Source organism: Pseudomonas sp. SB113 (genome assembly GCF_040754745.1).
Taxonomy (GTDB): domain Bacteria; phylum Pseudomonadota; class Gammaproteobacteria; order Pseudomonadales; family Pseudomonadaceae; genus Aquipseudomonas; species Aquipseudomonas grimontii.
This window is the reverse complement of the sequence record NZ_JBFMHW010000010.1, coordinates 20,740-43,928: the sequence shown is the minus strand read 5'-3', so window position 1 is coordinate 43,928 and position 23,189 is coordinate 20,740. Positions and strand designations below refer to the sequence as shown.

20 protein-coding genes and 1 pseudogene are annotated in these 23,189 nt (G+C 60.4%); 9 read left to right on the top strand and 12 right to left on the bottom strand.

Annotated elements, in window-relative coordinates; translation table 11 throughout:
• Nucleotides 1-238 precede the first annotated feature (238 nt).
• The 10 genes and pseudogenes from AB1462_RS15085 to AB1462_RS15040 all read right to left on the bottom strand — a co-directional run.
• A complete protein-coding gene (locus AB1462_RS15085; RefSeq protein ID WP_367247136.1) occupies nt 239-1,225 on the bottom strand; it encodes a type III secretion effector protein in 987 nt (328 codons plus the stop codon).
• A gap of 163 nt (nt 1,226-1,388) precedes the next feature.
• Nucleotides 1,389-2,087: a CGNR zinc finger domain-containing protein gene (locus AB1462_RS15080; protein WP_259194334.1), complete on the bottom strand. Its 699-nt coding sequence runs from the start codon at nt 2,085-2,087 to the stop codon at nt 1,389-1,391.
• A gap of 96 nt (nt 2,088-2,183) precedes the next feature.
• Nucleotides 2,184-2,798, bottom strand: coding sequence for an adenylyl-sulfate kinase (gene cysC / locus AB1462_RS15075; RefSeq protein ID WP_090402094.1), 615 nt, complete (start codon nt 2,796-2,798; stop codon nt 2,184-2,186).
• Nucleotides 2,795-4,024: a nitrate/nitrite transporter gene (locus AB1462_RS15070; RefSeq protein WP_259194335.1), complete on the bottom strand. Its 1,230-nt coding sequence runs from the start codon at nt 4,022-4,024 to the stop codon at nt 2,795-2,797. Before AB1462_RS15070 ends, cysC begins: the two co-directional genes overlap by 4 nt.
• Before the next feature lie 10 nt (nt 4,025-4,034).
• Nucleotides 4,035-4,805, bottom strand: a complete 771-nt coding sequence (locus AB1462_RS15065; RefSeq protein WP_090402090.1) for a bifunctional 2-polyprenyl-6-hydroxyphenol methylase/3-demethylubiquinol 3-O-methyltransferase UbiG — start codon at nt 4,803-4,805, stop codon at nt 4,035-4,037.
• Between the two features lie 7 nt (nt 4,806-4,812).
• Nucleotides 4,813-5,949, bottom strand: coding sequence for a hypothetical protein (locus AB1462_RS15060; RefSeq protein ID WP_090402088.1), 1,137 nt, complete (start codon nt 5,947-5,949; stop codon nt 4,813-4,815).
• Nucleotides 5,946-6,671: an SDR family NAD(P)-dependent oxidoreductase gene (locus AB1462_RS15055; RefSeq protein ID WP_367247133.1), complete on the bottom strand. Its 726-nt coding sequence runs from the start codon at nt 6,669-6,671 to the stop codon at nt 5,946-5,948. Before AB1462_RS15055 ends, AB1462_RS15060 begins: the two co-directional genes overlap by 4 nt.
• Nucleotides 6,672-6,681: 10 nt before the next feature.
• On the bottom strand, nt 6,682-7,410 hold the full coding sequence (locus AB1462_RS15050; protein WP_367247131.1) for a sulfotransferase family protein: 729 nt from the start codon (nt 7,408-7,410) through the stop codon (nt 6,682-6,684).
• Nucleotides 7,407-8,630, bottom strand: coding sequence for a transaldolase family protein (locus AB1462_RS15045; protein WP_367247268.1), 1,224 nt, complete (start codon nt 8,628-8,630; stop codon nt 7,407-7,409). The genes AB1462_RS15050 and AB1462_RS15045 overlap by 4 nt, the downstream gene beginning before the upstream one ends.
• Nucleotides 8,631-8,753: 123 nt before the next feature.
• Nucleotides 8,754-9,344, bottom strand: a pseudogene (locus AB1462_RS15040) (HAD family hydrolase); the annotation flags it as partial.
• 253 nt (nt 9,345-9,597) lie between these two features.
• Here AB1462_RS15040 and AB1462_RS15035 point away from each other — a divergent pair.
• The 3 genes from AB1462_RS15035 to AB1462_RS15025 all read left to right on the top strand — a co-directional run bounded on the left by AB1462_RS15035 (nt 9,598) and on the right by AB1462_RS15025 (nt 13,219).
• A complete protein-coding gene (locus AB1462_RS15035) occupies nt 9,598-10,398 on the top strand; it encodes a glucose 1-dehydrogenase (protein ID WP_090402082.1) in 801 nt (266 codons plus the stop codon).
• On the top strand, nt 10,391-12,217 hold the full coding sequence (locus AB1462_RS15030; RefSeq protein ID WP_315338632.1) for a glycoside hydrolase family 15 protein: 1,827 nt from the start codon (nt 10,391-10,393) through the stop codon (nt 12,215-12,217). The genes AB1462_RS15035 and AB1462_RS15030 overlap by 8 nt, the downstream gene beginning before the upstream one ends.
• A gap of 102 nt (nt 12,218-12,319) precedes the next feature.
• Complete coding sequence (locus AB1462_RS15025; RefSeq protein ID WP_090402078.1) at nt 12,320-13,219, top strand: alpha/beta hydrolase; 900 nt, start codon at nt 12,320-12,322, stop codon at nt 13,217-13,219.
• Here the strand turns inward: AB1462_RS15025 and AB1462_RS15020 are convergent.
• The gene (locus tag AB1462_RS15020; protein ID WP_367247129.1) at nt 13,216-14,184 is read right to left on the bottom strand and encodes a GlxA family transcriptional regulator; all 969 of its coding nucleotides are present in this window, start codon (nt 14,182-14,184) and stop codon (nt 13,216-13,218) included. The two genes, AB1462_RS15025 and AB1462_RS15020, sit on opposite strands and share 4 nt — an antisense overlap.
• 89 nt (nt 14,185-14,273) lie before the next feature.
• On the opposite strand from AB1462_RS15020, the gene inhA reads away from it, so the two are divergent.
• Nucleotides 14,274-14,954 (top strand): isonitrile hydratase, encoded by a 681-nt coding sequence (inhA, locus tag AB1462_RS15015; protein ID WP_367247127.1) that lies wholly within the window; start codon nt 14,274-14,276, stop codon nt 14,952-14,954.
• 57 nt (nt 14,955-15,011) lie between these two features.
• On the opposite strand, the gene AB1462_RS15010 is transcribed toward inhA, so the two are convergent.
• A complete protein-coding gene (locus AB1462_RS15010; RefSeq protein ID WP_259194342.1) occupies nt 15,012-15,641 on the bottom strand; it encodes a LysE family translocator in 630 nt (209 codons plus the stop codon).
• Nucleotides 15,642-15,801: 160 nt separating this feature from the next.
• Between AB1462_RS15010 and AB1462_RS15005 the strand changes: the two genes are divergently transcribed.
• The 5 genes from AB1462_RS15005 (at nt 15,802) to AB1462_RS14985 (ending at nt 23,188) form a co-directional block, all read left to right on the top strand.
• Nucleotides 15,802-16,317 (top strand): sigma-70 family RNA polymerase sigma factor, encoded by a 516-nt coding sequence (locus tag AB1462_RS15005; protein WP_090402070.1) that lies wholly within the window; start codon nt 15,802-15,804, stop codon nt 16,315-16,317.
• Nucleotides 16,304-17,254: a FecR domain-containing protein gene (locus AB1462_RS15000; protein ID WP_259194343.1), complete on the top strand. Its 951-nt coding sequence runs from the start codon at nt 16,304-16,306 to the stop codon at nt 17,252-17,254. Before AB1462_RS15005 ends, AB1462_RS15000 begins: the two co-directional genes overlap by 14 nt.
• Nucleotides 17,255-17,359: 105 nt before the next feature.
• Nucleotides 17,360-19,846, top strand: coding sequence for a TonB-dependent siderophore receptor (locus AB1462_RS14995; protein WP_315338628.1), 2,487 nt, complete (start codon nt 17,360-17,362; stop codon nt 19,844-19,846).
• A 442-nt stretch (nt 19,847-20,288) separates the two neighbouring features.
• Nucleotides 20,289-21,728 (top strand): undecaprenyl-phosphate glucose phosphotransferase, encoded by a 1,440-nt coding sequence (locus AB1462_RS14990; RefSeq protein ID WP_259194345.1) that lies wholly within the window; start codon nt 20,289-20,291, stop codon nt 21,726-21,728.
• Entirely contained in the window at nt 21,728-23,188 is a 1,461-nt protein-coding gene (locus AB1462_RS14985) for a mannose-1-phosphate guanylyltransferase/mannose-6-phosphate isomerase (RefSeq protein ID WP_090402062.1), read from the top strand. The genes AB1462_RS14990 and AB1462_RS14985 overlap by 1 nt, the downstream gene beginning before the upstream one ends.
• The last annotated feature ends 1 nt before the right edge of the window (nt 23,189 follow it).

Sequence of the window (23,189 nt, the reverse complement as noted above, 5' to 3'; positions counted from 1 at the left end):
GATGTCGTCTCTGGACACGCTCGGATCGCCATCACGGTTACTAAGAAAGAGCTCACGATAGCCAGGCTGGGATGGGTGAAACGAGGTTGACGTCATTGGCTAGCCCTCCACTCTGAATCTGAAAGCCGACCGGTTTGATCAAGGCCGGTGCATATGACCTAGGTGGTCAATCGGCTTAAACAGTTCCAGACAAAAGGGAGGCAGGCACCGGCATTCAGTTGCGGTGCCTGGGCTTCGGTCAGCGGGAAAGGTAGTGAAGCGCGTGCCGACTGATTCGGCCGTCATTGTCACGACCTGCGATATTGTCCATTTTCGCCAACATGTCACTGCGCTTGAGAACTTCCTGGGCCAGCTGGATCAGATGACTCCTGGACGCGTGCCCATTCGGCCTCTGGGCCGCCCACCGGCGCAGGTCATTGAAACTCAGCTCCTGCGCGTGGGGATTGCTTTTCAGATCGTCGAAATGTTCCAGCATTTCACCGGCCAGTTCCTTGTCGGACTTGTATTTGAAGTCGTTTTCTCCCCTGATCACCGAACTCACATTTTGCCGGTCGATCAGGCCATCCAGCGCGCCGGTAGACGTGTGCCGGTCCAGGGCACTCATCAGCTCCGGACGACGCAACAACTCATTAGCCAGGCGAATGTTGGCGTTAGTGACGGGATTGGGAGACCAGCCCTTTTTTGCCATCGCATGGATACTGTCAACGCTGACATATCCGGGATTTTTGCGGTCCCTGAAGGCATCGAAGTTATTGAGCAACTGCTGGGCCAACTCTTCGTTGTTTTTCAACGAATACTGCTGATGAGGCCGGCATGGCGGGGCCGGGTACGGTTTACCCATGCACGGATCGGGGCGTGGCGGCGGATGACCGCAACCAGGATTCGGTCTTGGTGGTGCGTGACCGCAGCCCGGATGATGGGGTGGGCGATGCCCCGCGAACCAATGTCCCACCCAGTGTTTGGCCGAATCGATGAAGCCCCGCGAAGCAGGCACACTGTAGTGCTGCGCCTCGTTATCGACCGAATGCAGATGGGTTCCCAACGGCTGCTGATCAGCGAACACTGGCCCGCCCTGGCTGTGCCGAGACAGGAAGCTGAAGCTTGTAGCCGTTTGACCGTTGGGGGCCGGCTCCGGGCGGGCGGCGTTGACCTCAGGTGCAGAAGTGGTCGGGGAAAGACCAGAAGTTGAGACAGAGGCGTGTGTATCGGACATCGATACCGACATGATTTTCTCCATTACGGTGGGCGCGATCTTCAGCTTGCCGCTCCAACGTATCGTCGAAGCCCATCAGCGTCCCCATGAGTGGCACTTATGTCGGAAACGGTTCCTGAATCAGCAGCAATAGGCGCTGCGAGGATGTAAGAAACGGGGAAAAAAATCGCAGCTCCTACAGCGTTGTGACGTCTCCCAACCGATACAGGTCAGAACCGTCGCTGTGGACCTCGCGGCGCGTTTCCTGGGTTTTAAGGCGGCTCAATTTCTCCCGGCTGCCGCACACGCTCATCTGGCACCATTTGCGCAGTTTGTTCTTGGAAATATCCAGGAATATCCAATCACAGTCGGTGGCCGTGCAGCACTTAAGCGCGCGAAGATCGCCGGAGACCAGCAATTGCGTGGCCTCGATCGCCAGGCGCCCGATCAGCATCGCGGTCAATTCCTGGGCGTTGGTGCAGGTTTTCCACGCCCAGGCCGGCGTCCCGTCAACCGTGCGCAGCACCCGCCAGGCGGCGCCTTGCTGGAAATTCAGGTTGATCTGCTGCAAAGCTTCATCGGCCGCAACCTGGCGCAAGGACAACGGGTAAAAAACCGCGTACAGGCATTCGCGAAACGCAATGATGGCGTCCAGGTCCGGTTGGTAGGAAATAGGCGACTCGAACACCATGGCCTTGTATTCAGCGAACTCCTGGGCAGAGATCAACGAGGCGTGCAGCGCCCATTCAAAGAAGAACTGAAAACTGGTGAGCCGCTCTTCCATTACCTTGAGTGGCGAACCAGGGCGGCGGCCGTTGGTGGTATTGATGAAGTCCAACACCTGGGCCCCGCCAATCAGGCGGATGGATTTTGCAGTGCCGGTGAAATGCGTCATGCCTGCTCCTGAAAAAACGCGGTATGGCTGCGATGGCGCAGATTACCTTGTTTTCTGAACGTGCAGGCACCGCCACTGCGGCGCAAAGACCAGCGGCTATGTGCACTCGTCGTTGCGGGCCACCCAATCGAGAATAGTCGCGACAGACTGCTCGACAGACAGCGTCTGGGTGTCCACGTGCACTTCCGGAAAGATCGGCACGTCGTAGTCCGAATCAATACCGGTGAAGTGTTTGATCAGCCCCAGGCGGGCTTTTTTATACAAGCCTTTAGGGTCACGCTTTTCGGCGGTTTCCAGTGGTGCATCCACGTGCACTTCGACAAAATGCTCATTGCCGATAATGGCGCGTGCGTAATGTCGACTGGCCGCCGACGGTGAGATCAGCGCCACGATCACCACCAGCCCCGCGTCCAGCATCAAGCGCGCGACCTCCGCGACCCGCCGGATATTCTCATCGCGGTCACTGTCGGTAAAACCCAGGTCGCGGCACAGGCCGCTGCGCACCGAGTCGCCGTCAATGATGCAGGTCAGGCGCCCCCGGGCCTGCAAGGCCATATCCAGCGCATCGGCAATCGTCGACTTGCCGGAAGCCGAGATGCCCGTCATCCAGATGACCAAGGGCTTTTGCGGCATACGTGAGCGTTCGGCGCTGAGATGGCTGAACGCAAACGCATGCAGGTTCTGGTCTGGACGCTCCGGAAAATAACTCATGGCCGCTGACCCTCCGTCACCGAAACTGGCGGTTTACCCAACAGGAACACCATCAGGCATTGCACGAACAACAACAGCGCAACCACCCAATAGACGGTCGAGAACGAGCCGGTCAGGTCCTTGGAAAAGCCGCCCAGGAAGTTGCCGCATACGCCCCCCAAGCCGATCAGCACATTGGCAATACCAAATGCCTGGGTCAGTCGGCTGACCGGCACGATTTGCCCGATGTAGCTGGGGACAAGCCCGAAGATGGGGTAGAACGCCAGTGCAAACAAAAACGCGGCCAGGTAGAACAGCGGGAGGCTGTTGAAACTGAACACCAGGGTGGCCGCCAGCCCCGCACTCAGAAAGCACATTGCCAGTGACGTCCTGACGCCCACCTTGTCGGCGATCCACCCCACCAGGAAGCCCGAGGCCATGCCCACCGCACCGATGGTGGTCCAGACAAACCCGGCGTCTTGCACCGACACCCCCAACTCATCCCGCAGGAAGGGTGCGAGGTACGTCTGGAACGGCAACAGCGCCATCCCATTCAAAAAGGCAATCGCCCAGGTCAGGTACAGCGAGCGACTCAACCAAGGTGCGTGGCTGTCGAAGGCCGTCGAACGCTGCCCGGAAAAACCGGCGTCTTTGCCCGCCACCATGTTGCGCAGCAGAAACCAGGCCACCCCGCACAGGGCCACCGAGATCAGGCCCGCGGTGAGCCAGATCGAGCGCCAGCCGCCCTGCAGGGTGAGAAACGACACCAGCAAGCCATTGATGAACACGCCGTAGCTGGTACCACTGGAAATCAACCCCATGACCCGCGAGCGATTACCCGGACTGAAGCCCTTGGTGACAATCTCTGCCAGCGGGATATACACCGAAGCCGAGCAGCCACCGAGCAAAATCAACAGTGCCCCGGACAACCAGATACTGTTGCTGACACTCAGCCCCAGCAACGCCAGGGACGTCATCAGCGTCGACACCAGGCTGATTTTCCAGCCTTCGAAAAAACGGCTGATATAACTGGTGACCGATGAAAACAGTAGGAAGCCGATCTGCGCGCCGCCGGTGATCAAGCCCACCGTGGTGTAGTCGAAACCGATGTCGCGGCGCATGTCCACCACCAGGTTGGCGAACAGGTAGACGCCAAACCCATAGGTACTGGCCACGAACCCGGTCAACACCACCGCCAGCACCACGCTGTCCAACGGGCGGGCGCTACTCTGTACCAGTGTGCTCATCAGGCACTCCTTAAACGGCACGCGCCGTGTGGATGACAAAATCACAATTCATCATGTCGTAGTCACGCTGGAAATCACCGTAACTCTCATGGGTGGAAAATCCGGATTTGAGCACCTCCCCCTTCAACTCGCCCGGCAACAGCGGATAGACCTGCAACCGGTACTGCTCGGCGTTATCAAACGAGTAGATGAACTCACACACGTGTTCATCGACCTGCCCCAAGCCGACGGATGCGTGCGTACCGCAGTAATAGTAATTACCGCTGGATTTGAACTTGCCTGCGCGAATGGCAAAGAAGTTACGTTGATCCACAATCAGCAAACCGCCCGGATTGAGCAATGCCCTGAATTTCTCCAGCACCTCCAACCGTTCATGGGCTGCAAACACATGGCACAGCGAACTGCCCAGGCACACCACCGCATCGAAGCGCCCCAGTTCGGCGGGATCGAGGGACTGCCAGTCCCTGTAGTGCGATTCGATCGTCAACCCGCGTTGCCGAAAATTCTCCCGGGCCTTGGTCAACATCGTGCTGCTGCCGTCCGTGGCGACGACATCGAACCCCGCCTGTTTAAGCTGGACCGCATGAAAACCACTGCCCGTGGAGACGTCGATCACCGACTTCACGCCGTGCTGCTTCAGCAGGTTTTCAAAGAACCCGTTCTCCCCCGCCTTTCTTTTGTCCCAATCGATTAAGTCGTCCCAGCGTTCAACGAATTTTTTTGAGTATTGCGTGGCGTAACTGGCGACTTCGCTGTGCTTGTGCCCCGACATCTGATTCATCACACACCTACCAGGTTGAATGTTTGAAAGACAGGTATTTGCTCGACAGCTCGTGCGCGAACTCGGCGGACTGTTCGATCGACATGGTTTTCTTCGAGTACCCCAGCATCGCCTGCATCACGGCCATGCATTGCGGGTTGTAGGTGACCGAGCCATCGCAATGAATTTCATCGATGCCATCCTGGCTCTGGCAGATGGTATTGATGCGCACCGCTTCGTCCTGGGGGCAGTCTGCGCTGAACTGCACGTTGATCCGCCCCTCCTGCAACCACACCGGATACCCGCCCGGCAACCCCAGCGGGCCGGGCGCGTGCACCCGCACCGGCGTGGGCGAAAACAGCCCTTCGATCACGGTGACGGCCGAGCACGCCGTGAGGAACTGCCCATCGACACCGCCCAGGCGGCGGAACTCGGATTTAACCGTGGAAAAAATCGCTTCGGCCGGCAGGCGGGTCACGGCCGGACGGTCACGAATCTCATACAACAAGCGGTAACTGGCACGCGGGGGCAAGCCGCCGCGCGGCACGTAGTGGCTGAAATAGTGCTGGGCATACAGGCGCACCTGCACATCGGCAGGCGCACACTCCAGCAACCGCGCAATGGAAAAACGCACCGCCGGGATCAGGTTGGCCACATTGCCAACGCCAATATCCGGCGCCAGACCGACCCTGGCCAGGATCGGGTTGACCGCATCGGGAAAGGCCGCATTGACCGTCCGGGTCACGATGCCGGAAGCTTTTACCGCCTGCATCAAGTGATGCATCAGCGTCAGGTGCATGGGGAGCCAGGGGCCGAACTGCGCCTGGTCGAGCTGCTCGAACGAGAGCTTGGGCAATCCGGTGATCACCCGCCACGACTGCAACGACGCGCAGTTCACCACCAGGTCCGGCGCCTCTGCACGCAGCACCTGGGTCACCCGGCCGATATCGGTGAGGTCGGCGATCACCGGCTTGATCGCGATGTCGTGCCCCAACTGTGCACACGACAGTGCCACCAGGTTGCACAGCCGCAAGGTCGCGTCTTCATTGCGTCCCAGCACCACGAATTCAAAGGCATTTTTCGGCCCGAGAATCTTCAGGATCTGCAGGCACAGGTTGCCTGCGCCCACCAGCAGCAGTTTCTTTTTGCGGGCTGACGGGCTCATCGTGGGTAGGCTCCGTTGTCCACCGGAATGACCTTACCGGTGATATGACGCATGGCATCGCTGATCACCAGCAAAATGACCTCGGCAACGCCGCCGGGCAGGATCGGATCCTTGAGGATTTCCTGGCGCGCGTACTCGGCGCGGCGGTATTCAGGGATGGTGTCGTAGATGGCGGTGTCATGGATCAGCGCCGGCGACACCGCGTTAACCCGCACGAACGGCGCGAAATTCCAGGCATTGGCTTTGGTCAGGCCGATCACCGCCGCCTTGGTGGCGCCGTACAAGGCATCGCAGCTGCCCACTTCGCCGGCCACAGAAGCGATATTGACGATGCTGCGCGGCGCCTCGTGTTGCATTTCCCGTTCGGCGAAGTCTTTGGAGAGATAAACCAGTGCCTTGAGGTTCACCGTTAGGATTTCGTCCACTTCTGCATCGGAATAGGCGTAGACGCTTTTGCCGTGGTAAATGCCGGCGTTATTCACTAACGCATGAATCGTTGCGTGGCGCTCGTACAGTGCAGGTATAAAGCCCTTGATCACCGCATTATCCGAAAAGTCCGCGACATGCGCTTCCAATACATCCGCCGTGTAATCACGCTGCAACGCACGCATGCCTTCAGCGTCCTTGTCGGCACCGATAACGAAATAACCTGCCTGGATAGCCTTTTCCACGGTAGCCCGACCAATTCCATTGGCCGCGCCGGTGATAATCAACTTTTTCATACAACAATCCTTATTGGCAAAATTCATTCATGCGCGCGTAGAAAGGTCGATGGTATTCGTAAAAGGCTTTTAATTTCGGCGACTGATCGAAAGCCTCCATATCGATACGCGGTTTATCCGGCGAAGTAATGCATTCACTGTTCTGCGCCGCCACATGCCAACTCCTCCAGGTTTTCCACTGAGGTGGGCATTCGCGTTTCCATGTCATGGCGTGGGGCAAAAATTCAATCTGCAAGTAGTCACACAGTTTACGAATGACACGCTCCGGCTCAGCGGCAAGGTCATCGGCATTAATCACATAAGGCACTTTTCCGATAAGTTTGGTCACCACACAAAAAATCTCGTACAAGGCTTTATGCCCGATGGCCTGCACGGGCATATCGGGATGTACCCGATGATGGGAAACAATGCTGCTGGCGGGCTCGCGAATAATAAAAATATTGTGTTGTTGCGCCAGGAAGTCGCGGTCAACTTTCAAGTTATCCAGGCAGTGGTAGCACATGTCTTTGTGAAAGACATTGGCACTTTCCCGGGCGTTGATCAGTTGCTCTTTTATACCTTGATACGTGGTGGGCAAACTGTGGTCCCATTCATCCGAAGGAATCATTGAATCTGCGGAAAATGCCATATGGGCAAACGGCTCGTGGAAAACCTCAAAATCCCCTCGCTCGATAAACACACGCTCCAACACCGTGGAACGGGAACGCGGGTGCGCCCACAACCCGACCATCTTGTTCATGCCAGCACCCCGTATTCAGCGGCCAGGATGGCGTTGAGCGAGCGTGCGAAAGGCTTCGTCACCGGGCACAGGCGCACGCAGTAGTCGGTCAGGCGCCGATGCGCACTGTTGGCTTCGTTGCAGGCGTTGATAAACGCCTCATGATTGCCAAAGTCGTAGGGCTCGATGCTGTCGATGAAATAGGCTTCGCAGAAGTACGGAATGCGGATGAGCCGGGCGAACGTCTCAGCCGGCGCCTGCTGGGGTTCACAGGCGGGTGCCACCGGTTTGCCGTGGCTTTCACGCTCGATCAGAAACTCCACCACATCCGGCGTCAGCGTGTAGCACGTGGTGGTCAGCCCGGTTTTTTCCAGGTGCCAGCAGTGCTTGTGGCCACGTTCGTCAACGTCGACCTTGATACTGGAAAGCAGGGTTTTGACCGGGACCTTCGAGGCCGCGACCAGGGCCTGTATCTGCTGGTAAATCATCAGCTCGGCCCAACGCATGTCCTCCGGGCCCAGCGCCAGGCCACGCTCGGCGGCCTGCAAGGCGAACTCGGGTTGGCAGGAAAAACGCCCGATCATAAAGGTGATCACGTACTTGCAACGGCAAGTGTCGACACCGTTGCGGCGCGCGCTGGCAATGCCCCGCTCTATTGCCTGGATACCGGCCTGGAACTGCGAAACGGTGAAGCAGAACGTGATGTTGATCGAAACGCCTTGGGCCACCAGGTGCTCAATCGTCGCGAAACCCTCCAGGCTGCCCGGCACTTTCACCATCACATTTGCCGCCAGGCGATGCAGTTCCACGCCTCGCGCGGTCATGCGCTCGCTGCACCGCACATCCGACGGGTCGACCTGGGCGCAGATCCAGCCGTCGGCCTGAGCCGATTGGACCCACAGCGGCTTGAGCGTCGAGGCGCCTTCTGCAATCACTTCGTTGTAGAGTTGCTTGCGCAATTCCCCGGGAGACAGGCTCGCCAGATTAAAACGCGACGACCAGTACTCTTTCTTATCGAGGATCGCCGCCGTTACCAGCCGGGGGTTGGTGGTCACACTGCTGAAGCCCCAGGGCAGGGAGAAATTCTGCGGCATCAACTGTTCGATATGGGCGGCGGCTGCCGGGTACTTATCCAACAAATGTTTTTTATACGGCGCGTACACCACGGGCGACGAATCCCACCACACTTCCGAACCGGCATCATTGCGTTTAAGTCGCTCTATATAACCCAGTGTGCCCACAACACTTGCTCCTTGAGTAACTTTATCAATAAGGGTCGGTAACTCACGCATATCGGCAAAAGGTAACGCGCCGGCTTCGGCCAATATTCGATGTCGAGACACCGGACCAAAACCCAAAACTTTTATAGTGGCTGCAACAGCGGCTTGAATCCCGGTGACACTGTCTTCAATCACCAGCGCATCACAGGGCTCAACGTTGTAAGTTTCACACGCCGTTAAAAACACCAGAGGATCGGGCTTCCAACGCCCCAACTCATAACAACTGAATATTCGCCCCTCGAAATAGGGCAACAACCCCACCAGGCGCAGACACTGCTCGATCTTATTGCGTGGCGCACTCGAGGCTACGCAATAGGGAATTTCCAGCACTTCCAATACGTCAAGTATTCCATCCGTCGCTTTCACATTAAGCGTCAATGCTTGCAGCGCTCGAATTCGGAAGTCCTGTTCAAACTCACGGGGCAAACAAATACCCAATAACTGCTCTGCCTCGCGCAGACAATCGGCAATCTTTCTTCCGCGAAAGTGCTCAATGAAATGCGCACTATCAAGTGTCTTGCCGTCCTGCACGTGAGCATTAAGCATGCCGATCAATACAGACAGGGTGATCTCTTCGCTTTGGACGAGTACACCGTCGCAATCGAAAATAACTAACTTAGGCAACGTCGTAGCTCCCTGCTCTGGTAGTTCCCCTATAGCTGCCGATAAACACATAGGCATCTCTTATAGGTGACTCCGCATGACTTACGAACTACCAGCGGAACGGGTTGAGATGTGCTTATAAGACACGGGGCAAAAAAACCTGTCAAACGATTTTTAGCGGTTTTTTAGTATCTTATGGTTATTTTTTATTATTCTGTTATTCCATTTTCCACCATGGTTGTAGTCGCTAATTTCACCTGGCTGAACTTCCGTTGCGCGCCGTCAGTCAGCTACTTGAACTCACGAATTTAAGGCCGGGTGGGCAATGCGTATCTCATTGGAGCAACAGGTGGCGCTGGTGACGGGCGCCAGTTCCGGTATCGGCGCCGGTGCGGCCAAGGCTCTGGCGCAAGCCGGCGCTGCGGTGGTGCTCAATTACAACAGCCAGGCCGCGCCCGCCGAGGCCTTGGCGGAGCAGATCAACGCCGAGGGTGGCCGAGCGATTGCCATCGGCGCCGACGTGTCTAAAGAAGCTGATGTAGAACGCTTGTTCGCCCAGACCCTGGATGCCTTCGGCCACTTGGACATCTTGGTGGCCAACTCCGGTATGCAGAAGGACGCCGCCGTGGTCGACATGACCCTCGACGACTGGAACGCCGTGATCGGCGTCAACCTCACGGGCCAGTTCCTCTGTGCCCGTGCGGCCGTGCGCCTCTTCAAGCGCCAGGGCATTCGTGAAGGCGTATCCCGTGCGGCCGGCAAAATCATCCACATGAGCTCGGTGCACCAGTTGATCCCATGGGCCGGGCATGTGAATTACGCGGCGTCCAAGGGCGGCGTGGACATGCTGATGCGCACCCTCGCCCAGGAAGTCAGTGAACAGCGCATTCGCATCAACGGCATTGCGCCGGGGGCGATTCGTACGGCAATCAACCGTGCCGCCACCGAAGGCGCGGCGGAACAGGCGCTGCTCAAGTTGATCCCTTATGGCCGGGTCGGCGACGTGGAAGACGTGGCCAACGCCGTGGTGTGGCTGGCCAGTGATGCCTCGGATTACGTAGTCGGCAGCACCCTGTTCATTGATGGCGGCATGAGCCTTTACCCGGAGTTTCGTGACAATGGTTGATTTGAAAAACGAACCCCAAAGCGCCATCGATGCCCACGGCATCATCGGCGACATGCGCAGCGCGGCGCTGGTGAACGATAAAGGCAGCATCGATTTCTTCTGCTGGCCGGAATTCGACAGCCCGTCGATCTTCTGCTCACTGCTGGACACCCCCGATGCCGGTATTTTCCAGCTCACCCCGAACTTGCCCAACGCCCGCCGCGAACAGATCTACCTGCCCGACACCAATGTGCTGCAAACCCGCTGGCTCAGCGATGAAGCCGTGGTGGAAATCACTGACCTGCTGGCCATCAGCGAAGAAATCGATGACCTGCCCTTGCTGATTCGCCGCGTACGCGTGGTCAGCGGCAAGGCCACCCTTCACCTGCGCTGCGCCGTACGCCATGACTATGCACGCGCGCCCACCCACGCGAGCATCGATGACGGCACGGTGTGCTTCAACGCCAGCGGCCAGCCGGGCCTGCGCCTGTCCGGCAGCCAGCCGTTGCAGATCGAAGATAACGCCGCCGTGGCCTGCTTCACCCTGGATCAGGAAGAAGGTGCCGAGTTCGTACTCGGCGGCCAGGACGATGAACGTGTCGACAGTGACTGCACCGACCTGGCGCTGGCCCACACCTTGACGTTCTGGCGCGGCTGGATCGCGCAGTCGAACTACCGCGGGCGCTGGCGCGAAATGGTCAACCGCTCGGCCCTGGCCCTCAAACTGCTGACCTCGCGCAAACACGGCGCAATCATCGCCGCCGCCACCTTCGGCTTGCCGGAAACGCCCGCGGGCGAACGCAACTGGGATTACCGCTACACCTGGATCCGCGACGCCTCGTTTACCGTCTACGCCTTTATGCGCCTGGGCTTTGTCGAGGAGGCCAACGCCTATATGCGTTGGCTCAAGGGCCGGGTCAGCGATTGCTGTGGCCAGCCGACCAAGATCAATATCCTGTACGGCATCGACGGCCGCCAGGAGCTGCCGGAAACCGAGCTGGAGCACCTCGGCGGCCACGGCGGTGCCAAGCCGGTGCGCGTCGGCAATGGCGCGGTCGACCAAGTCCAGCTGGATATTTATGGCGAGTTGATGGACGCGGTCTACCTGGTCAACAAGTACGGCGAAGCCATCTCCCACGAGGGCTGGAAACACACGGTGGAAGTCGCCGACCAGGTCTGCGAAATCTGGAACCAGAAAGACGTGGGCATCTGGGAGATGCGCGGCGAGCAGCATCACTTCCTGCATTCGCGACTGATGTGCTGGGTGGCCCTGGACCGTGCGATCCGCCTGGCCTCCAAGCGCTCGTTGCCGGCGCCGTTTGCACGCTGGGACCAGACACGCCAGGCGATCTACGCCGACATCTGGAGCAACTTCTGGAACGAAGAACGCGGGCATTTTGTGCAGCATACCGGCAGCACCGCGCTGGACGGTTCGATGCTGCTGATGCCGCTGGTACGCTTTGTCGCCGCCACCGACCCACGCTGGCTGAGCACGCTTGAGGCGATCCAGAAAAGCCTGGTGCGCGACGGCATGGTCTACCGCTACCGCAACGACGACAACGCGATCGACGGACTGCCAGGCACCGAAGGCGCGTTTGCCGCCTGCTCGTTCTGGTACGTCGAATGCCTGGCCCGCGCCGGGCAAGTCGAGAAGGCCCACCTGGAATTCGAACAACTGCTGCGCTACGCCAACCCGCTGGGTCTGTACGCCGAAGAGTTCGACAGCCAGGCCCGCCACCTGGGCAATACGCCCCAGGCGTTGAGCCATCTGGCGTTGATCAGCGCGGCGACCTTCCTGGACCGCAAGCTCAGTGGGGAGAAGACTACCTGGCAGCCCTGAGATCCAGTCCATTGCCCTGGACACGTCAGCGCCCTGTCTTCAAAGGCAGGGCATCCCGCCACGTCTTTCGACTAGAGTTTCAACACCTGACAGGAGCCCATCATGACCATCGTTCCCTCCCTGCTCTACGTGCGCACCTCCATGCTCGACGTGGCTTATGAAGCCCACGGCCCCACCGACGGCGAGCCTGTGATCCTGCTGCATGGCTTCCCTTACGACCCACGCGGCTATGACGAGATCGCGCCAGCGCTGGCCGAACGCGGCTACCGGGTGCTGGTGCCGTACCTGCGCGGTTATGGCCCTACGCGGTTTATCGACGCGCAGGTGATGCGTTCCGGCCAACAGGCGGCGCTGGGCAAGGATCTGCTGGATTTCATGGATGCGCTGTCGATCCCGCGTGCCACATTGGCGGGGTATGACTGGGGTGGACGTGCTGCGTGTATCGTCGCGGCGCTGTGGCCCGAACGGGTGCGCGGGCTGGTGACCGGCGATGGCTATAACATCCAGGACATTGCCAGGTCGCTCTCGCCACGGGCGCCAGCGACGGAGCATCGGTTGTGGTACCAGTTCTACTTTCACACCCAGCGCGGTGTGGATGGGCTGACGGCCAATCGCCGCGAACTCTGTGAGCTGCTGTGGTCGCTGTGGTCGCCATCCTGGGCCGAGGGGCCGGGGCTGTATGGGCAGACCGCACCGTCGTTCGATAACCCGGATTTTGTCGAGGTGGTGATTCACTCCTATCGCCACCGTTTCATGTATGCACCTGGCGATCCGGCGCTGGAAGCCATCGAGCAGGCCCTGGCGCGGCAACCGGCGATTGCGGTGCCGAGCATTTCGCTGTGCGGTGCCGATGACGGCGTGGGCCCACCGCCGGAAGAGGATGACGATGTGGGGCATTTCAGCGCTTTTTACCGGCGCCAGGTGTTGCCCGGCGTGGGCCACAATATTCCCCAGGAAGCGCCGCAAGCCACACTCGCCGCCTTGTTTGAATTGCTCGCCTAGGCCACCGGCGAGAACCGCTCGCGGTAGGCCTGGGGCGTCACCGACAAGACTCGCATAAAGCTGCGGCGCAAGGTTTCTTCGCAGCCAAAACCACACTGCACGGCAATGCGCTTGATCGACGCCGTGCTGTCGGCCAATTGCCGGCGCGCGGTTTCAACGCGGATCAGTTCGACGGCACGCGCGGGCGTCTGCCCGGTTTCGGCGCGGTAGTGGCGCACGAAACTGCGCTCGCTCATACCGGCCTGGGCGGCCAGGGTCGGGATATTCAGGTCGAGGCTCAGATGCTCGGCCATCCACGCATGCAGTTCGGTGAAACGGCTGCCGCCCTTTTGCAGGGACAGGGTCACGCTGAATTGCGACTGGCCGCCAGGGCGTTTCAGGAACACCACCAGGTGCCGCGCCACTTCCAGGGCCACCGCGCGACCCAGGTCTTGTTCGACCAGCGCCAGGCACAGGTCGATACCGGCGGTCACGCCAGCAGAGGTCCACACGGCACCTTGTTGGATAAAGATCGGGTTGGACTCCACGGTCAACGCAGGAAACTTGCGCGCCAGTTCTTCGCAACGGGTCCAGTGGGTCGCGACACGGCAACCATCGAGCAAGCCACTGGCCGCCAGCAAAAACGCGCCTGTGCACACCGAGGCCATGCGTCGGGTATGCCGGGCTTTTTCGCGCACCCAGTCCACCAGCGCCGGGCCTTCGGCGGCGCCGTACACGCCCCAGCCACCTGCGATCACCAACGTGTCGCAGGGTTGGTCGATCGCGGGCAGCGGCTCGGCCACCAGCGCCAGGCCGGCGGAGGTCATCACCGGTCCGGACTGGTCGGCGATCACCGTGACGGCGTAAGGCAACGGCAAGCCGCGCTGGCGTGCCAGGTCATTGGCCGATGCAAACACCTGCAACGGCCCGGTGACGTCGAGCACCTGGGCATTATCGAAAGCGAGTACGTGGACAATTCTGGGCATATTGGCGTGATTCGTGGGCTCAATGGCGTATTCGCCAAAGCCTAGGCCTCTAGAGTGAAGCCGTCTACCCCTTGATCGGAGCTTCATTCATGACTTTGCAGATCGGCTTTCTGTTGTTCCCCGGCATTCAGCAACTGGACCTGACTGGCCCCTATGACGTATTGGGGTCGCTGCCGGATGTGAAGCTGCACCTGGTCTGGAAGGACCTGGCGCCGGTCACCTCCAGCACGGGCCTGGTGTTCACCCCGACCATGACCTATGCCGACTGCCCGAATCTGGATGTGATCTGCGTGCCCGGCGGTTCCGGCGTGGGCGCCTTGATGGAAGACCCGCAGACCCTGGACTTCCTCAAGGCCCAGGCGCAGACCGCGCGCTACGTGACGTCGGTGTGCACCGGCTCGCTGGTGCTCGGCGCGGCGGGGTTGCTGCGCGGTCGCAAGGCGACGACGCACTGGGCCTACCACGACATGCTCGCCCCGCTCGCCGCCATCCCGGTACAGGAGCGAGTGGTGCGTGACGGCAACCTGTTTACCGGTGGCGGCATTACCGCAGGTATCGACTTTGCGCTGGTGCTGGCGGCGGAGTTATACAGCGAAGCGGCAGCGCAACTGGTGCAGTTGCAGATTGAATACGCGCCGGCGCCGCCGTTCGATTCGGGTAGCCCGGATACAGCGCCTACGCATGTGCTGGAAGAAGCCCAAAAGCGCACCGCCGAGTCGCGCAAGACGCGGGGTGAGATAGTGGCGCGCGCGGCTGCACGACTGGGCTGACCCTATACCTGTGGCGAGCGAGCCTGCTCGCCACATAAAGCTCATCCCATTGAGGGATCACGCCGGGCGAGACATCACCGCCAAGCGCACCGCCAGCACGGTCAGCACCGTCGCCAAGCCCCATTTCTGTAGCCAGGCGCCTTTTGAGCGACTGGCGAAGAAGCGGCTCAGCGCACCACCAAAAATCCCCAGGAGTGCGTGAAACACCCCCGCGATCAGGGTAAGCACGCCCCCCAACAGCATCAACTGCACGGCGATGGAGCCCGCTTCCGGCCGTACGAACTGCGGCAAAAACACCACAAAAAACAGCAACGCCTTGGGGTTGAGCAGGCTGTTAAGCATCGCCTGCACAAACACCCGGCCAAGGGGCATGCGGTGCAGGTGTGCAGTGTCCAGCCCAGGTTTTTTCTGCACTGTTTTGAACACCAGCCACAGCAGGTAAACCACCCCCGCATAGCGGATCACGTCAAAGGATGGCGGCCAACTGGCGACCAATGCCGTCACCCCGGTAGCGGTCAATGCGGTGAGCAGCACGTCGGCCACACCGATACCCAAGGCCGAGGCCACGCCCCCGCGCCAGCCATGGGTGACGCCATGGCTGATCACAAAGGCCATGTTCGGCCCCGGGGATAACAGCAGCAACAGCACCGCACCTGAAAAAATCGCCAGGGTCGCAAGATCGATCATGTTCGCGCCTTCCACCGGGAAAAGCCTGGAGATTAGTGCTTGCGCCTGGGGTGAACAAAAAATTGTGCTGGATACATTGCTCCCCGGTAATTGCGAATGGCTACGATCAGCGTCTAGAATGCGAAACATTATCAATTAAGACTGCTGCGCCAGGATGCCCATGTCGAGCGATCACCCACTGGACCATGCCGCCATCGGCCAGCTTTACCACGCCCATCACTCCTGGCTGCGCGGCTGGTTGAGCCGACGCACCGGTTGCCGTGAACATGCCGCCGACCTGGCGCAGGAAACCTTTGTGCGCCTGCTCAACGCACGCAAACAGCAGGCCGTGCAGCAGCCACGCGCGTACCTGAGCAGCATCGCCCGCAGCTTGATGATCGACCAATACCGGCGCCGCGAACTGGAGCGCGCCTACCTCGAAAGCCTTGCGCATTTCCCCCAAGCCGAAGTGCCGTCGGAAGAAACCCGACTGCTGATTCTCGACAGCCTGGAACGCATCGACCGTCTGCTCGACCAGCTCAAGCCGCGAGTGCGAGAAGCCTTCCTGCTGGCGCAACTGGACGGCCTGACCTGTGCGCAAATCGCCCAGCGCCTGGGCGTGTCCAAAGCCACGGTGGAGCGCGACCTGTCCAAGGCGCTCCACGCCTGCTATCGGTTGCGCTATGCCGACCTCTGACCCGCGCCTGATAGACCAGGCCATCCAGTGGATGATCACGCTGCGCTTCAATGTGGCCGACGACGCCAGCACCGCTGCGTTCGAGCGCTGGTTGCACACCAGCGCCGAACACCAGCAGGTCTGGCAGCGGGTGGCGACGATGAATGATGATTTCAACCAGCTGCCCGCGCAGGTTGGCCGCCACGCCCTGCGCGGGGCGCGACAACGTATCAGCCGTCGCGAAGGGTTGAAATTGCTCGGCCTGGTGGCCGGTGCGGCCGGCCTGACCTGGCTCGGCCGCGACTACACCCCGCTGCCCGCCTTGATGGCCGACTACCGCACTGCCACCGGCGAACGGCGTTGGGTGGCGTTGAACGATGGCAGCCGGATCCAACTTAACAGCGCCAGCGCATTCGATACGGCGTTCAATCAGGAGCGGCGCCTGGTGCAGTTGCGCCAGGGTGAAATACTGGTCAATACCGGTGCCGACAACCGGCCCTTCTGGGTACAGACCCGCGACGGTTACCTGCGCGCGCTCGGCACGCGCTTGCTGGTGCGCGAAGACGCCCAAGGCACAATGCTCGCTGTGCAACAAGGCACGGTGGCGGTGTTTGCCGACAACCACGCCGCCAGCGCGCGCCAAGTGATTCACCCGGGCGAACAGGTGCTGTTCGACCGCAGTGGCATTCATTCCCCCGTCGCCAATGGCCTCGACCCTTGGGCCTGGAGCGACGGCGTGATCAGCGCCCACAACATGCGCCTTGACGCTTTCCTCGCTGAGCTGGGCCGCTACCGCAACGGCCTGTTGCGCTGCAGCGAAGCAGTGGCCGGGTTGCGGGTGTCAGGCACTTATCAGTTGGACGACACCGATCAAGTGCTGGGCCTGGTCGCGCAATCACTCAAGCTCGACGTCACTTACCGCAGCCGCTATTGGGTGACCGTTTCACCGCGCGTGTGATTTCTCAAAAATAAATGAGGTGAATTCTCATTGCCGCTCGACCTGTAAGGAAAGGCCGATCAACAGGCCGGTTCTGTCCACTTCCTTCAGGAGCATCCCGCGGTCATGCAAGCGTTCCCCTCCCAACGTTCACCCCTCAAGCACGCGGTGCACGCAGCCTTGCTCGGCGCCTGCCTGAACTGCGCAGCCGCGCCGCTGTTCGCATGGGCCGAAACGCCGGCCAGCGACACCCAGGCCCGCGACTGGAACATCGCCGCCAGCACCCTGACCACGGCACTGGACCAGTTCGCCCGCCAGGCCGGCATCAGCCTGTCGTACGACGCCACCAGCGTCGCCGGCAAGACCAGTCCGGGCCTGAGTGGTCGCCTGGACCGCGAGCAGGCGCTCGGCCAGTTGCTGCGTGGCCAGGGCCTGCAAGCCCAGCGCCAGGGCGACAGCACCTGGCTGCTGTTGCCGCAAGTGGCCGACAGCGGCGCGCTGAACCTGGGCGCCACCACGGTTACCGGTGAGCGGTTGGGCGCCACCACCGATGGCACCGGTTCCTACACCACGGGTGCGGTGACCATCGGCAAAGGCGAACACAGCCTGCGGGAAACGCCGCAATCGGTAAGCGTATTAACCCGCCAATTGATGGATGACCAAAACCTCACCACCATCGATGACGTAATGGAACGCACCCCCGGGATCACCACCTACGAATCGCCCATGGGCGGCAAGTATTTCTATTCCCGTGGCTTCAAGATGCTCGGCCAGTACCAGTACGACGGCGTGCCCCTGGACATGGGCAAGGACTACGTCCAGGCCGACAGCTTCAGCGCAAACATGGCGATCTACGACCGCGTGGAAGTGCTCAAGGGAGCCGCCGGCATGCTCAAGGGCGCCGGCACTGCCAGCGGTGCGGTGAACTTCGTGCGCAAGCGGCCCCAGGCCAAGCCCACCACCAGCCTGTCGCTGTCCGCCGGCACCTGGGACAACTACCGCGCCGACGTCGACACCGGCGGCCCGCTGAATGACAGCGGTACGGTGCGCGGCCGCGCGGCGATCAGCCAACAGAATCGCGGTTCCTACATGGACATTTCCAAGCGCCAGGACCAGGCGTTCTACGGTGCCCTGGATGTCGATCTCAGCGCCGATACCACCCTGGGTTTCGGCGCCAGCTATGAAGACGTCGACGCCAGCCCATGCTGGGGCGGCCTGCCGCGCTACGCCGACGGCAAAAGCGCCAACCTCAGCCGCTCCACCTGCCTGGGTCAGTCCTGGAACGACTGGCAAAGCCGGCGCACGACCTTCTTCGCCGACCTCACCCACCACTTCAACGATGACTGGAAACTCAAGGTCGCAGCGGTGCACAGCCGCAACCTGCAAGACACCAAATACGCCGCCAGCGAAGGCACCATCGCCTACGACAACCCAACGCCTACGGCCAACTCCTACGCGGCATTGATGGACTACGACCACAAGGACTTCGGCCTCGATGCCTATGTAGACGGCAAGTTCGAAGCCTTCGGCCTGGAACACGAACTGATCCTCGGTGCGAATGGCAGCCGTGGTACCCAGGACGATGTGTACGCGATCCAGAACCTGCCCAAACGCCAGGGCATCTACCAACCCGACCACCACTTCCCGGAACCGGCCAACAGCACCTTCTGGCCAAATATGTATCGCGGCGGCACGGTCAAAGAAACCGCCACCCAGTATGGCGCCTACACCACCCTGCGCCTGCGCCTGGCCGAGCCGTTGATGTTTATCGTGGGCAGCCGCGTAAGCTGGTACGAGAACCGTCGCCAGTCCAACAACCTGGCGTGGGGCGAATGGGCCTTGCAGGACGCTCGCACCCGGGAAACCGGTGAAGTGACACCGTTTGCCGCGCTGATCTACGACCTCAACGAGCACCTGTCGGTGTACGCCAGCTACGCGGATATTTTCCAGCCGCAAAGCTCCTACGCCACCGTCGACGGCGCCGCGCTCAAGCCCAAGATCGGCGACAACTACGAGCTGGGTATCAAGGGCGAATGGTTCGACGGGCGCCTCAACAGTTCCCTGGCTCTGTTCCGCGCCATCGAGAAAAACGCGGCCGAATCCGACTACATCGCACAGTGCCCGACCTCCGCCGACGGCTATTGCTACACCGACACCGGCAAGGTGCGCGCCCAGGGCGTGGAGGTGGAAATCAGCGGTGAAGTCCTCGAGCGCCTGCAACTGTTCGGCGGCTACACGTACACCCAGACCGAGTCACTGAAGAACATCGACAGCGCCGTGGAGGGCGGCACGTCCAACACCTACGTACCTCGACACATGCTGCGCATGTGGGGCGACTACCCACTCGACGGCGCACTGTCGAAATGGAGCGTGGGCGCCGGGGTCAATGCCCAGAGCAGCAATTATCGCGTGCAGACCATCAAGCTCGAACAGGCCGGTTACGCGACGTGGAATGCACGCCTGGCCTACCGCGTGGATGACACCTGGACCGTGGCGCTCAATGGCAACAACCTGTTTGACAAAACCTACTACAACACTGTCGGCACAGCCTCCTGGGGCAACTTTTATGGCGAGCCGCGTAATTTTACGGTGAGTTTGAAAGGCAACTTCTAATCCCGCGAAAGTCCCGCTGGCAGGGCACTTAGTGCGCCCTGCCAGCCTCTCCTTGTGCCCCTTTCCTACTGCCTTCCGAAAAGGTTTTTCCATTAAACAGGAAAAATCCCACATTTATTTCTACACTCAAAAACACACCCCGCTCACCGAATCCTTCGACAAGGAATGTCAATAAAATGCCGCTAAAATCACTGATAAACCTGTCTGGAATGCCTGCTCCGCAGCACGGTCAATTAATTGACTAACACATAAAGGGAACACGCCTTTAGTCGCCACCCCCGCAAGACCATTCAAATGAATAGCCAATTCTGGATTATGCATTTGGATTGATAGTTGCGTATTACCCAGAGTTTCCGCAGTTCGAAGTGCCCTTTAAAGCCGCCGCTGCTTTATTGAACCACTCACCGTACAACTGCCTCTGGAGTGCAATGAGGGATGTTTTATGCGAGAAAAGTCGTCCGTCGACAGCCTGTTTTTAACGCGCGCCGGTTTTGTTGAATTCTTTGTTGTTTTCGTCAAGTTCATACATGGCCTGAGTGCCATTTTACCCCCACTGGTCCTGGTGATGTTCATCGACCCGATGGCCCCTGAGCTGCGCGGTCATTTCCTCGGCCTGCTGGTATTTTTCGCGGTGCTGACGATCATTCTGTTCCAGGCCCTGGGCATCTATTCCGAAGAACTGTTCAGCAACCGGTTGCGCCTGAAAACCAAGATCAAGGCCTGGTCGGCGGCGTTTTGCATCCTGTTGTTCATGTACCAGATCCTGCAGTTTTTCCCGCAATTGACCCCGCGCAACCTGGTGGCCTGGTACGTCGCCAGCCTGGGCTTGTTCTGCCTTGAACGCCTGCTGATGCTGCGCCTGTACCGCAAGTTGATGCGCGCCGGTAAATACCTGCAACGCACGGTGATCCTGGGCTTTACCGACACCGCGACGCACGTCGCCGACCACCTGCAACGCAACGGTGACATCCGCTCCGGCCTGATCGGCTTCATCGACGATCGCACCGAGCGGATCCCCAAGGAATTGAGCAACCTGCCCTTGCTGGGCAACACCCGCGACCTGGAAAAACTCATCCGCGCCGAGCAGGTCAACCAAGTGATGATCTGCCTGCCCTGGGCCGCCGAGCAGCGCATCCACGGGCTGGTCAATCGCCTGCGGCAAATGTCGGTGAGCGTGATGCTGGTGCCCGACATGGCCGCCCTGCGCTACGGCCATAGCCGCATCACCGACGTGGGCGGCATCCTGATGTTCAACACCTCGCAATTGCCGTTGCGTGGCTGGTCGCCGGTAATCAAGCGCCTGGAGGATTTGCTGCTGGCCAGCCTGGCGCTGGTGGCACTGGCCCCGGTGATGGTCGCGACGGCGCTTGCGATCAAGCTCGACTCCAAAGGGCCGATACTGTTTCGCCAGAACCGCTTTGGCTACAACGACAACGAAATCCGCGTGTTCAAGTTCCGCTCGATGTACACCGACCAGAGCGACTTCACGGCCGAGCGCCAGACCACTCGCGCAGATCCGCGCATCACCCGGGTGGGGCGCATCATCCGCAAGACCAGCATCGACGAGCTGCCACAGTTGCTCAACGTGCTGCTGGGCAACATGTCCATGGTCGGCCCGCGCCCCCATGCCACGGCGACCAAAGCCGCCGGTATCCCCTTCGAAGTGGCGGTGAGCGAGTACAGTTCGCGCCACCGCGTGAAGCCGGGGATTACCGGCTGGGCGCAGATCAACGGTTACCGGGGTGAGACCGACACCCTGTTCAAGATCCAGAAACGTGTCGAGTACGACCTGGAGTACATCTCCAAGTGGTCGGTGTGGTTTGACCTGTACATCGTTTTCATGACGGTCCCGGCCGTCCTTTCCACCAAGGAAGTCTATTGATGAATACCCTCAACGGATTAATTCCCTGCATTGTTTCCGGTGGTTCGGGCACCCGACTGTGGCCGGTGTCCCGGCAGAACATGCCCAAGCCCTTCATGCGCATGCGCGATGGCCAGAGCCTGCTGCAAAAAACCTTCCTGCGCGCCGCCAAACTGCCCGGCGTGGAAAGCGTGCTCACGGTGACCAACCGCGATCTGTTGTTTCGTACCCTCGACGACTACCGCGGGGTGAACAAATCCCGCCTGCCCCTGGACCTGCTGCTGGAACCGTTCGGGCGCAACACGGCGGCTGCCATCGCCGTGGCGGCCCTGCATGTGCAGGAGCATTTCGGCGGCGACGCGCAGTTGCTGGTGATGCCCGCCGACCATCTGATCCTCAATGAAGTCGCGTTCGCCGAGGCCGTGACCCAGGCCCGCGACTTGGCCGAAGCCGGCTACCTGGTGACGTTCGGCATCCAGCCCGACCACCCGGAAACCGGTTTTGGCTATATCGAACAAGGCGAGCCGCTGAGCCATGGCTACCGGGTCAAACGCTTCGTCGAGAAACCCGACCTGGTCACCGCCCAGGCCTACCTGGACGGCGGCAAACACCTGTGGAACGCCGGCATGTTCTGCTTCAAGGCCAGCACCCTGGTGGACGAACTGGCCGCCCATGCACCCGACGTGCTGGAAGCCGCGCGCGCTGCGCTGGAACACAGCCAGAGCCTGCAAAACACAACGTCGCGCCAACGTGAACTGGATGCGGATGCGTTCGGCAGCGCGCCGGATATTTCCATCGACGTGGCGCTGATGGAAAAGTCCAGACAAGTGGCCGTGGTGCCTTGCGACATTGGCTGGAGCGACATCGGTTCCTGGGAAGCGCTGCGCCAGCTCACCCCCAGCGACGCCCATGGTAACCAGGTCAACGGCGAAGCGATTTTGCATGACGTGCACAACTGCTACATCGACTCACCCAAGCGCGTGCTGGGCGCTGTGGGGGTGCGCGACCTGATCATCGTCGACACCCCCGACGCGCTGCTGATCGCCGACGCCCACCGCAGCCAGGATGTGCGCTACATCGTCGCCGAACTCAAGCGCCAGAACCATCCGGCGTACAGCCTGCACCGCACCGTCACGCGGCCGTGGGGCACCTACACCGTGCTGGAGGAAAGCACCCGCTTCAAGATCAAGCGCATCGTGGTCAAGCCCCTGGCCTCGCTGTCGTTGCAGATGCACCACCACCGCAGCGAACACTGGGTGGTGGTCAGCGGCGCGGCACAGATCACCAATGGCGACCGCGAGTTCCTGATCAACGCCAACGAGTCCACCTACATTCCGGCCGGGCACAAACACCGGCTGACCAACCCCGGCATCATCGACCTGGTGATGATCGAAGTGCAGAGCGGCGAGTACCTGGGCGAAGACGACATCGTGCGCTTCGACGACATCTACGGCCGCGCGCCTGCCGAGGTGAAAAAATGAC